11 protein-coding genes are annotated in these 11,012 nt (G+C 66.8%); 9 read left to right on the forward strand and 2 right to left on the reverse strand.

Annotation, left to right across the window (positions count from 1 at the left end; translation table 11 throughout):
• The first annotated feature begins 8 nt into the window (after positions 1-8).
• From QHF84_RS07605 to QHF84_RS07640, 8 genes are all read left to right on the forward strand, one after another.
• The gene (locus QHF84_RS07605) at positions 9-992 is read left to right on the forward strand and encodes a nucleoside hydrolase (RefSeq protein WP_281312522.1); all 984 of its coding nucleotides are present in this window, start codon (positions 9-11) and stop codon (positions 990-992) included.
• 97 nt (positions 993-1,089) lie between these two features.
• The gene (locus QHF84_RS07610) at positions 1,090-2,694 is read left to right on the forward strand and encodes an ATP-binding cassette domain-containing protein (protein ID WP_281312523.1); all 1,605 of its coding nucleotides are present in this window, start codon (positions 1,090-1,092) and stop codon (positions 2,692-2,694) included.
• A gap of 254 nt (positions 2,695-2,948) precedes the next feature.
• A complete protein-coding gene (locus QHF84_RS07615) occupies positions 2,949-3,209 on the forward strand; it encodes a hypothetical protein (RefSeq protein WP_281312524.1) in 261 nt (86 codons plus the stop codon).
• A 123-nt stretch (positions 3,210-3,332) separates the two neighbouring features.
• Positions 3,333-3,992 carry a hypothetical protein gene (locus QHF84_RS07620; RefSeq protein ID WP_281312525.1) on the forward strand — a complete coding sequence of 220 codons (660 nt, stop codon included), beginning with the start codon at positions 3,333-3,335 and terminating at the stop codon, positions 3,990-3,992.
• A 91-nt stretch (positions 3,993-4,083) separates the two neighbouring features.
• Positions 4,084-5,214, forward strand: a complete 1,131-nt coding sequence (locus QHF84_RS07625; protein ID WP_281312526.1) for a hybrid sensor histidine kinase/response regulator — start codon at positions 4,084-4,086, stop codon at positions 5,212-5,214.
• The gene (locus tag QHF84_RS07630) at positions 5,204-7,174 is read left to right on the forward strand and encodes an ATP-binding protein (RefSeq protein ID WP_281312527.1); all 1,971 of its coding nucleotides are present in this window, start codon (positions 5,204-5,206) and stop codon (positions 7,172-7,174) included. Before QHF84_RS07625 ends, QHF84_RS07630 begins: the two co-directional genes overlap by 11 nt.
• 11 nt (positions 7,175-7,185) lie before the next feature.
• The gene (locus QHF84_RS07635) at positions 7,186-7,974 is read left to right on the forward strand and encodes an NRDE family protein (protein WP_281312528.1); all 789 of its coding nucleotides are present in this window, start codon (positions 7,186-7,188) and stop codon (positions 7,972-7,974) included.
• 362 nt (positions 7,975-8,336) lie between these two features.
• Positions 8,337-8,801 carry a hypothetical protein gene (locus tag QHF84_RS07640; protein ID WP_281312529.1) on the forward strand — a complete coding sequence of 155 codons (465 nt, stop codon included), beginning with the start codon at positions 8,337-8,339 and terminating at the stop codon, positions 8,799-8,801.
• A gap of 9 nt (positions 8,802-8,810) precedes the next feature.
• Here the strand turns inward: QHF84_RS07640 and QHF84_RS07645 are convergent, their stop codons facing one another.
• Positions 8,811-9,500: an NAD(P)H-binding protein gene (locus QHF84_RS07645; RefSeq protein ID WP_281312530.1), complete on the reverse strand. Its 690-nt coding sequence runs from the start codon at positions 9,498-9,500 to the stop codon at positions 8,811-8,813.
• 16 nt (positions 9,501-9,516) lie between these two features.
• Positions 9,517-10,152 (reverse strand): TetR/AcrR family transcriptional regulator, encoded by a 636-nt coding sequence (locus tag QHF84_RS07650; protein ID WP_281312531.1) that lies wholly within the window; start codon positions 10,150-10,152, stop codon positions 9,517-9,519.
• Between the two features lie 79 nt (positions 10,153-10,231).
• On the opposite strand from QHF84_RS07650, the gene QHF84_RS07655 reads away from it, so the two are divergent.
• Positions 10,232-10,933 carry a VTT domain-containing protein gene (locus QHF84_RS07655; protein WP_281312532.1) on the forward strand — a complete coding sequence of 234 codons (702 nt, stop codon included), beginning with the start codon at positions 10,232-10,234 and terminating at the stop codon, positions 10,931-10,933.
• The last annotated feature ends 79 nt before the right edge of the window (positions 10,934-11,012 follow it).

Raw genomic sequence — 11,012 nt, forward strand, 5'->3', positions numbered from 1 at the left:
GAGGCAACATGCTCGACGTCGTATGGGACATGGAGACCGGCGATCCGGATGATTTCATCACGCTGCTCTTCCTGCTCGGCCACCCCGAGGTGAACCTCAAAGCCGTGACCATCACCCCGGGCACACCCGACCAGGTCGGCGTGGTGCGAAAGGCCCTCCAGTGGTTTGGCAGGGACATCCCGGTGGGCGCGTTCAACCTCGACCATCAACCCAAATCGATCCGGGAAGGCACGGGCCCGGGGGAGGGGCGGCACGGGCCACGAGGCGTGTGTGTCTCCTCCTGGCATTACAAGGCCTACGGCGAGATTCCTCCTTCGCGCGACGCCGCGCCGGGCCCCGAGGTCTTGCGCGCCGTATGCGACGAAAAGACCACCCTGATCACGGGCGCTCCGCTCAAGAACCTGGGCGGCGCCATGAAGCTCCCCGGCTTCCAGGTGGGCCGCCTCGTCGTGCAGGGAGGCTTCGCCGGCGAGGGCGTCGTCCCACCCGAGCGCCAGCTCCCCAAATTTCGCGGGATGATCACCTGTCCGACCTACAACCTCAACGGAGATCCGAAGTCGGCGCTGGAGGCGCTTCGATACCCCGGGATCGGGAGCCGCCGGTTCGTCTCGAAGAACGTTTGTCATGGCGTGATCTACGACCACGAGATGCACGATCGGATCGGGGCCCTGAAGGACAAGAGCTCGTCTCTTCGCCTGATCTGGGAGGGCATGGACGTCTATCTGGAGAAGAAGCGGGAGAGGCAGCCCATCCGCTCGTCGCCCGAGGTCGAAGAGTCGGCGCCGGAGGCCATGGGCGGCAAGGCGTTTCACGATCCATTGGCGGCGTGCTGCGCGATCGATCCCTCGATCGGAGCGTGGGCCGAGGTCGAGCTTTATCGCGAGAAAGGCGCCTGGGGCTCGCGACTGTCGCCGGGTTCGGGCGTGTGGATTATCACCGGTTACGATCGGGAGAAATTCCTCCGGACGCTGACCGCCCTGCCGCCTGGTTGAGCCCGTACTGCGGCCCACGTCCGCCGGCTACGTTCCTCCCCCATCGTCTCCATGGCTGCGGCAAACGTCCGGAACACGTGCTAGGTCGGGCGCCGCGATGATCACGCTCGACAAGCTCGCCAAGCGCTTCGGCCCGAAAATTCTCTTCGAAAACGTCTCGATGCGGTTCGATCCGGGCAAGCGGTACGCGCTCGTCGGGGCGAACGGCGCGGGAAAATCCACGCTGCTCAAGGTGATCTCGGGGGAGCAAGAGTCGGATCAAGGCTCGGTCGAGATCCCGGGCAAGCTCAAGGTCGGCGTGCTCTCGCAGGACCACTTCGCGTACGAGTCCGTCCGCATCCTCGACGCCGTGCTCATGGGCAACCGCGTCCTCTGGGACGCCACGCAAGAGAAGGAGCGGCTGCTCGCAGGCGAGATGGACGACGAGGTCGGCATGCGCCTCGCTGAGCTCGAAGGGACGATCGGCGAAGAGGACGGCTACACCGCCGAGGCCCGCGCCGCGGAGATCCTGGAAGGCCTCGGAATCCCGTCGCACCGGCATCTCGATACCGTCAGCACGCTGGCGGGCGGGTACAAGCTGCGCGTGCTCATCGCGCAGACGTTGTTCGCGGGCGCCGACGTCCTGCTCCTCGACGAGCCGACGAACCACCTCGACCTCGACTCCATCCGCTGGCTCGAATCCTACCTGACGCACGACTTCCGCGGGACGCTGCTCGTCGTCAGCCACGATCGGCATTTCATGAACGCGATCGCCACGCACGTCGCCGACGTCGATTACCAGACGGTGACCGTGTACACGGGCGATTATGACGATTTCATCGAGCAGAAGACGACCGGGAAGCGCCAGTCGGAGGCGGACGCGGCCCAGAAGAAGAAGAAGATCGCGGAGCTCAAGGACTTCGTGGCCCGCTTCGGCGCGAGCGCCAGCCGGTCGAGCCAGGCGCAGTCGCGCGTGAAGGAGATGGAGAAGCTCGAAAACAGCATCCAGGTGCGTCGATCGAGCGTGGTGCGGCCGTACATCAAGTTCGAGATCGAAAAACCGTCCGGCCGCGACGTGCTCCGCGTGGAGGGGCTGTCGAAGAGCTTCGGTGATCTGCGGGTGATCGAGGGGCTCGGTCTGAACCTCAATCGCGGGGACAAACTCGCCGTGATCGGGCCGAGCGGCATCGGCAAGTCGACGCTGCTCAAGCTGCTCGTGGCGGAGCACGCGCCGGACGCGGGGACCATCGTGTGGGGCCACGATACGAACGTGGGGTATTTCGCGCAGGATCATCACGAGGCGCTCGAACCCGGGTACTCCGCGTACGAATGGCTGCACCGCTTCGATCCGGAGGCGCAGCTCGAAGACGTGCGTTCGGTGCTGGGGAAGCTGCTCTTCAGCGGCGAAGCAGGGCTCAAGAAGACGGAGAGCCTGTCGGGCGGGGAGGCAGCGCGGCTGGTCCTGGCGAAGCTCATCCTGCTGAAGAACAACGTGGTGGTCCTGGACGAGCCGACGAACCACCTCGACGTGGAGAGCATCGACGCGCTGTTGCAGGCGCTCATCGCGTTCAAAGGGACCGTCGTGGTGACGAGCCACGATCGGCATTTCATCGGCAAGCTCGGGACGCGCGTGCTCCAGCTGTCCCGCAAAGGGCCGCGGCTCTTCAATGGGACGTACGACGAGTTCCTGGAGCGGTTCGGGGACGAGCAGCGGGAGCGCTGAAACAGGGCGGGCACGACGACCGTCACGGCGTTGGCGCCGCATGCGGTTGGCGCCTTCGAGTGGAGTTCAGGCACGGCGGGCTGCTGGAATCGGGCAGACGCACGCCATGGCATCTGCACACGCGCAAGCGCTGCACGGCGGTGCACTGTTTGCAGTCGTGCAGACGCGCGGATCGAGGGCAAAACCGCAGGGCAAACGTCGGCATGGCGCATGCTGCGAGCGGGCGGAGCATCGACTGCTCGAGAGGAAAAGCCATGCGCGTGACGAATCGCCGCCGAAGGCCCTGGTTCTTGGCCCTCGTCCCCCTGACGCTGCTCGCCCTGCCCGTGGGCGGGTGCATCATCCTGGCCGAGGAGGTGTGCTTCGAGGGAAATGACCTCTGCAGCGAGGACTTCGTCGTGCAGTGTCTCAACGACGAGTGGGTCATCCTCGAGGACTGTGACGACACGTGCGCGGGGACCTGCGCCTACGTGAACTCCGATCCCGTCTGCGTCTGTCCGCCGTCCCAGCCGTGAACGCGGGGCTCGGGATGAATGCCCCGAACCGAAAGTTCCATCGTCTGCGTCGCCCTACGAAATGGTTCTGCCGTTTGGCAATCGAAGAGACGCTGGTCCGGCGATTGCTTGAGCGTCTCGCCCATGTCGATCCAGCACTCGCCCAGGCACCTCGTCGGAATGAAGAGGTTCGATTCGAATGACGGGATGCCCGTCCCCTCCAGCGGCGGCAGCGTCCGTCGTTTCGCCACCCCGAGCCCTGCCTCCCAGCCGAGTAGCCCGCTCGCCGCGGCGCTTTCCTTCCTGGAGGGCGTCGCCTCGCACCGCATGTGCAAAGAGGAGCTCCGCGCCTGGATCGACCGCAACCTCGTGCACACGGGCACCATGCCCCACCCGTGGCACCTTCATGAGCCGCTCTTCGGCGCATTGCCCTCCGACAAGCATTGCAGCATCTTCCTGCCCGAAGTCCCGCCGTCGGACGAGACGGACGCCATCCTGGTCCGCGCCCGCGCCCGCGTGGTCGGTCATCTGCGTGGGCTCATCCAGACGCCGAGCGACGACCGGTTTCTCTCGGCCGCCATCTTCACCGGCCGCGTCCGGCGGGCCCTCGTGGGCGATACGATGCAGTGGGTGGCGCGCCCGCGCAGCTACGATGGCTTGAGCGACATCGTGACGTGCCTCTTCGTCACGGATATCCTCGGTCGGCGTGATTTTTACGAATCGAACCTGTGCGTCTGCGACACCTGCGGTCGCGTTCGCTTCGATCCGGAGCCGGCCCAGCGGAACAAGTGCTTCTTCTGCTGAGGCGCCGGCGGCTCGATCCGCGCTCGGGGGCCGAGGGTGTGTGTTTCTCTTGACGCCGATCGCGGGCAGCGGCCAGAGTAGGAGCTCCATCATGGACGCGGTGGAGCGCAGCCCGAGAATTTTGGCCGTCGACGACAACGAGCAAAATCGGGCGCTCGTGGCGGCCACCGTCGACGCCGAAGGGTACGAGGTCATCCTGGCGTCGAACGGGGAAGAAGGATTACGAGCCTTCGAGCAGGCGGCTCCCGATTGCGTGCTGCTCGACGTGCGCATGCCAGGGCTCGACGGCTTCGCGGTATGCGAGCGAATCCGCGCCCTTCCAGGCGGCGCGGACGTTCCGATCATCTTCCTCACGGCCCTGCGCGACGTCGATACGTTCGATCGGGCGCTGCTCGTGGGCGCCGACGACTTCCTCACGAAGCCCGTCCGGCCGACGGAGCTCGTCGTCCGCATCCAGGCCGCGCTCCGGTTGCGACGCCTGAGCGCCGAGCTCCGCGATCATTACGATCTCATCCGACGGCAGCGCGACGACCTGATGCGGCTGCAGCTCCAGAAAGAAATGCTCATGTCCTTCGTCATTCACGACCTGAAGAATCCGGTCGGAGCGATGGACCTGCTCGCCCAGGCGCTCGTGCGTGATCGCGCGCTGCCCGAGGACGCCCGCGATACGGCCGCGCAGATCCGCGGTTCGGCGCGGCGCCTCATGCGGCTCATTCACAACCTGCTCGACCTCAGCAAGGGCGAGGAGGGCAAGCTCGTGCCAAAGCGCACGAATGTCAATCTACGCGCGCTCGTGGACGTGGTGCGCGAGACGTTCGAGGCGCACGCGCGGGCCATGCGGGTGACGCTGGAGGCGGACGTCGAGGCGCTGGACCTCGTGGTCGACCAGGATCTCTTCCAGCGCGTGCTGGAGAACCTGACCGAGAACGCCATTCGTCACGCGCCCGGACGCAGCGCCGTGCGGCTCAGCGCCGCGCAACTGGAGCGTGAGGTCGAGGTGCGGGTGACGGATCGTGGTCCGGGCATCCCCGTCGAGATGCGCGAGCGGATCTTCGACCGCTTCGTGCAACTCGACGCCTCGTCCGATGTCGCCAGCCGCTCGGGCCGCGGGCTCGGCCTCTCCTTCTGCAAGATCGCGGTCGAGGCGCACGGGGGCCGGATCTGGGTCGAGGACGCGGCGCCCGGGACCATGGTATGCGTGAGGGTACCTCATGAGTCATGACGCTGGCCCGGACGAACCGGCCGAGACGTGGTTCCGTCAGCTCTTCGAGACGGCGCCCGATGCGATGGTCATCGTGGACGAACGCGGGCTCATCGAGTTCGTCAACGCGCAGACCGAGGCTCTCTTCGGCTACGCGCGCTCCGAGCTCCTCGGTCAGCCCGTCGAGATCCTCATTCCGGAGCGGTTCCGACCCAAGCACACGGGATACCGTACAGAGTTCATCGCCGCGCCGAAGCTCCGGCCGATGGGGTCCGGGATGGCGCTCTCCGGCCGCCACAAGAACGGCGCGGAGGTGGCGATCGAGGTGAGCCTGAGCCCGCTGCACACGCCGCGGGGCATCGTGGTCTCCGCCGCGATCCGCGACAGCCGCGACCGCAGGCGGATGGAGGCCGCGGCGAAGCTCGCGTCGGAGCGGCTGCTCAGCGCCGTCGAGAGCTTTCTGGATCCGTTTGCCCTGTTCGACGCGGATGATCGGCTCGTGCTCTGCAACAGCGCCTATCGCAGGACGCTCGCCGACGTCGCCGGCCCGGTGTTCGGCGAGACCTTCGAGGCGCTGACGGACGCGCTCCTCGCCCGCGGCGTGTTCGACCTCGGCGCGGAGTCGGCGGACACGTTCCGCGCGCGGCGCCTCGCGTATCGGCGTGATCCGAAGGGCACGTTCGAGGTGCGGACGAAGGATCATCGCTCCTTGCGCATCACCGATCGGAAGACGGCCGAGGGGGGCATCGTCACGACGATCTGGGACGTGACCGACGACGCGCATCGCGAGGACGAGCTGCGCCAGGCGCGCGCCACGGCCGAGGCCGCGAGCGCCGCGAAGAGCGAGTTCTTGTCCTCGATGAGCCACGAGCTCCGCACGCCGCTGAACGCCATCCTCGGCTTCGGTCAGCTCCTGCAGCGCGACCGGAAGACGCCGCTCAACGCGCGGCAAAAGGGCATGGTGGACCAGGTGCTCAAGGCGGGCGAGCACCTCTTGCGCCTCATCGACGACGTGCTCGATCTGTCCCGGATCGAGACGGGCAACGTGCCGATGTCGATGGAGCCGGTGCGCGTGACGGAGGTGCTCCTCGAGGCGAAGACCGCGCTCGATCCGATGGCCGAGCGCGCCGGCATCGAGCTCGTCGTCGCGCCGTTGCCCGACGATCTGCCGATGGTCTCGGCGGACCGGACGCGCTTCGCGCAGATCCTGATGAACTTCGGATCGAACGCGATCAAGTACGGCAGGCAGGGCGGGCGCGCCGTGTTCGAGACGAAGGTCGTCCCCGGCGAGCGCGTGCGGATCGTCGTCGTCGACAACGGGATGGGGATCCCCGAGGACAAACAGGGAAAGATCTTCCAGCCGTTTCAGCGTGCCGGCCAGGAGACAGGCCCGATCGAAGGGACGGGCATCGGGCTCACGATCACGAAGCGCCTCGCCGAGATGATGGGCGGGAGCGTGGGCTTTCGCAGCATCGCGGGCGAGGGCTCCGAGTTTTGGGTGGAGCTGCCGGCGATGAAGCCGGAGCAGGTGTTCGGCAACGCCACGAGCCACCTGCCCCCGGAAAGCTCGCCGCTGCGGGACGGCGAGGGGCCGCGGTACACGGTGCTGTACGTGGAGGACAACCCCTCGAATATCGCGTTCATGGAGGCGCTGATCGAGGATCTCGAGCGCGTCGAACTGTTCACCGCGCCGAACGCCGAAATCGGGATCGAGCTCGCGCGGGCCCGCAAGCCCGAGGTCATCCTGATGGATATCAACCTGCCCGGGATGAGCGGGTTCGACGCTTTGCGGAAGCTCCGCGAATGGCCGGAGACCCGAGCGATCCCGGTCATCGCGTTGAGCGCGGCGGCGATGGATCGGGACAAGAAGCGGGCCGAGCAAGCCGGGTTCTTCCGGTACCTGACGAAGCCCGTCCGCGTGGACGAGCTGACGGACGTGCTCGAGACGTTGCTGATGTCGGATCCGCCTGCGGCCGGCTAGACTCCCCGCGTATGTGCGTGTTGTTCCTGGGCTTCGGGGTGCATCCCGATTTCGACGTGGTGCTGGCGGCCAATCGCGACGAGGTGTTCGCCCGTCCGACGCGGGAGACGCATTTCTGGGAGGATCATCCCGAGATCCTGGCGGGGCGCGACCTGCAGAGCGGCGGGACGTGGCTCGGCGTGACGAGGTCCGGGCGCTTCGCGGCCATCACGAACTTCCGGGACCCCGCGGCGCACCGCGCGGACGCGCAATCGCGCGGCGCGCTCGTGGTGGAGTATCTCCTGGGTGAGGGCTCGCCGCATGAATACACGGAGAGCCTGCGGCCGCGCGCGCGTGAGTACAACGGATTCAACCTGATCGTGGGCACGCGGGGCGAGGCGGCCTATTTCGCGAGCCAGACGGGCGAGTCGCGCCGCCTCGCGCCCGGCGTCTACGGGCTCAGCAATCACCTCCTCGACACGCCCTGGCCGAAGCTCGTGCAGGGCAAGGGCGCCTTCACGAAGCTCGTCGGAGAACATCCGCTCCCGGGGCCCGAGGCGTTTTTCCAGATGCTACATTCGGAGCAGGGGGCCCCGGACGCGGAGCTGCCGGACACCGGCGTGGGGTTGGAGATGGAGCGCATGCTCGCGCCGCTGTTCATCGACGATGCGCGGAGGCCTCCCTTTTATGGGACGCGGTCGAGCTCGGTGGTCACGTTCGCGAAAACGGGTGAGGTCAGGTTCCTCGAGAGGAGTTTTTCCCCGGGGACAGAGCCGCGCCTGGTGGAGAGGGGGTTCCGATTGTCCCAGGAGGGGTCCTGACGCTAGACGCGACCGCAGACTCTATCGAGGCACTCATGCGCAGGCGACAAGCTCTCCAGATCGTAGCAGCCGCAGCGTCGCTCCCATGGACGGGGTGCGGTGGCCCATCTCCGAACACCGCGGCAGGGCAAACGGCCTCCCGGACACCGGCTTCCGGCCCGAGCACCGCCCCCATCTCTGGGCCGACCGCGCAGCCGAGCGCGAGCGCGACGTCCGCCGTCGAAGCCCATCCGGAGCCCGCCACGAATACGACCCCGGATCCCGCCACGAATGCGGCGCCGGAGCCCGCAGCAAAGCCGCCCGAGCCATCGTATGCGAGGGTGATCTGCAGGGTCGGGAAAAACCACGGTCACGTTTTCGTGGTGACGCTGGCCGACGTCCTGGCCGGGGCGGAAAAGACGTATCAGATCGCGGGGACCGCGAAACATCCGCACGAGGTGACGCTCACGGCGGACGATATGAAGACCCTGTTGCGGGGGGAGCTCCTGCGCGCCAAGAGCACCCAGGGCCTCACGCATACGCACCGGGTGCACGTGCGTTGCGCGCCCGCGGAGGATCCGCCGGAATGGGTGACCGTCTGCGCGGCGGAGTTCAGCGGGAAAGACGAGCACGAGGTGGTGATCACGGCGTCCGACATGGATGCCGGGACGGACAAGACCTACGACGTTCAAGGTCTCGCCGGGCATGCGCACAAGCTGACGCTGACCGCGGCGGATTTTCAGAAGCTGAAAAAGGAAGGTGCCATCTCGATTCAAACCTCCAGGTTGGAGGAGGATTCCCACATGCACGTGGTGATCATCCGGTATCCGCGCCCGAAGCGGGGATAGAAAAACGCCTCAGCGAGGTGCTTCCCGCGAATATGCCTGCGAGAGCGTGTTGAGGTCCGGGTTTTCCAGCACGCGCCCGTCCGCGCCGTGCCGGGCCACCTGGAGCATCGCTCGCCCCACGTCTTCGGTCGTGATCACGTACTTCGGGGCCATGCGGCGCAAGAGGGGGAAAAGCGGCCCCATGACGGCATACCCGGCGCGATAGAGCCTCGTCTTCGAGACGATGCCGTGCCGCGGCTGGATGTACCCCGGCCGGAACATGTAGCTCGCCTTGAAAGGCAGCCGCATCAGCGCATTCTCGGTCTTGCCCTTCACGCGGGCCCACATCCAGCGTCCGCGTTCGGTGCTGTCGGTGCCCGCACCGGAGACATAGATGAACGTCATCCCGGGGCTCTGGCGGACGAGCGTCTCCGCTGCCGCCATCGTGAAATCGTAGGTGATGTGGTGGTAGTCGGCCTCCTTCATCCCGGACGCGGAGACGCCCAGGCAAAAGAAGCACGCGTCGTATCCGGCGAGCTGGCTCTCGATGGCGGAGAAATTCGTGAAATCGTCGTGGATGAGCTCGCGCAGCTTTTCATGCTGCTGTCCCGTCGCGCTGCGCACCACGGCGAGCACGCTCTCCACCCCGGGGTCGAGCAGACACTCACGCAGCACACCCAGCCCGACCATCCCCGTCGCACCGAAGAGAAGGACTTTCATACCTCTTGCCCTCGAGCTATCGCGTCTTGTCGCGTGGTTTGCGTGGCCGGTTGCCGGCCTCCTGCAGCGGCATGCACATCACGCGCACCGCGACGTGCATGCTCTCGATGAACGCCTCGCGCGTCGCAGAGCCGTGTTTCAGCCCGCGCGCCGTGGCATACAATGTCTCCGCGAGTTTTGGCGCAGTGACCCCCACGGGCTTGTAGACGGCCAAAAGCCCGGCGGCGCGCAGGGCCTTGGCCACGGCCTCGACGAACTGCGCTTCATGCTCGCCGACCATCGGCCCGACGATTTCCTTCGCGGCCGCTGCGAGGTCCGCCGCGTCGGGCCCGAGCGCGCCGACGAACCGGCCGACCCACAAGTCGAACGCCGTCACGAGCCGCTTCTCCAGCGGCAGTTCGGCGTCGGCGAGGACCTCCGTCGCGCCCGCGAGCGCGGTGACGAGGAGGTACTCCACCGACGCGCGGAACAGATCTTCCTTGGTGGCGAAATGCAGGTAAAGACCCTGCCGCGAGATGCCCGCGGCGCGCGCCACCTCGTCCATCGACGCCTTCCGGAAACCGAAGCGCGTGAACACCGTGAGCGCCGCGTCCATCAGCTTGCGGCGGCGCGGGTCCTCCTCGTACCTGTCGCTGGGGCTCGTCTCGCGCACGGTCTTACAATGTTGACAATCCTTGCTTACTTTGTCAACCAGACTTGACAGATGCGACGCGGGCTGTAAACCTGGTCGCGTGCGCCCGCCCGATCCCCCGCCGGACCCCGCGGCGAGCCGCTCGCTCCGCAACATGAAGATCGCCGCCGTGGCCGCGGTGGCGGTCGGGCTTTTCGTGGCGCAGCGCCTGGGCTTGTTCGAGGTCTTCAGCGAGCCCGCGCGCATCAAGCAGGCGCTCGTGGAACTCGGACCGTGGGGGTATGCGGCGTTCGTGGCGGCGTACGCCGCACTCCAGCCGTTCGGCGTGCCGGGCACGATCTTCATCCTGGCGGCGCCGCTCATATGGCCGTGGCCGGTGGCGTTCGCGCTCTCCATGACCGGCACCATGGCGGCGAGCGTGGTGGGCTTTTCGTTCGCGCGGTTCGTCGCTCGCGATTGGGTCTCGAAGCTCGTACCGGCGCGCTTCCGCGCCTATGAAGAGGCCCTCGAGAAGCGGGCGTTCTCCACCGTGTTCCTGCTCCGCTTGATCTTCTGGATGCCGCCCATGCTCCACGTGTTTTTCGGCATCTCCCGGGTTCGCTTCCAGACGCATTTCTGGGGCTCGCTGGCCGGGTACTTCCTGCCCCTCCTGGCGACCGCCTATTTCGGCGAAAAGGTCTTCGACGCCATCCGCGAGGCGCCTCCCTCGGCGTGGGTCGGAGCAGGCGTCCTGTCGCTCACCATCATCGTCGTCTTCTGGCTCGTCACCCGTCGCTCGATGAAAAAAGTCATTCCCTCCTGAGGTCGCGGCGGCTCGGTCTCGGCATCGTCACCGCGGCGCGGCGCAGCGTCGGGATGGCGTGGTGCGACTTGTGCTTACA

The sequence above is a fragment of the Polyangium sp. y55x31 genome, from assembly GCF_029946505.1.
In the GTDB taxonomy this organism is placed as follows: domain Bacteria; phylum Myxococcota_A; class Polyangia; order Polyangiales; family Polyangiaceae; genus Polyangium.

Coding starts and splice junctions, on each gene's coding strand:
- QHF84_RS07605 (WP_281312522.1), top strand. CDS start 9: ATGCTCGACGTCGTATGGGACATGGAGACCGGCGATCCGGATGATTTC.
- QHF84_RS07610 (WP_281312523.1), top strand. CDS start 1,090: ATGATCACGCTCGACAAGCTCGCCAAGCGCTTCGGCCCGAAAATTCTC.
- QHF84_RS07615 (WP_281312524.1), top strand. CDS start 2,949: ATGCGCGTGACGAATCGCCGCCGAAGGCCCTGGTTCTTGGCCCTCGTC.
- QHF84_RS07620 (WP_281312525.1), top strand. CDS start 3,333: ATGTCGATCCAGCACTCGCCCAGGCACCTCGTCGGAATGAAGAGGTTC.
- QHF84_RS07625 (WP_281312526.1), top strand. CDS start 4,084: ATGGACGCGGTGGAGCGCAGCCCGAGAATTTTGGCCGTCGACGACAAC.
- QHF84_RS07630 (WP_281312527.1), top strand. CDS start 5,204: ATGAGTCATGACGCTGGCCCGGACGAACCGGCCGAGACGTGGTTCCGT.
- QHF84_RS07635 (WP_281312528.1), top strand. CDS start 7,186: ATGTGCGTGTTGTTCCTGGGCTTCGGGGTGCATCCCGATTTCGACGTG.
- QHF84_RS07645 (WP_281312530.1), bottom strand. CDS start 9,500: ATGAAAGTCCTTCTCTTCGGTGCGACGGGGATGGTCGGGCTGGGTGTG.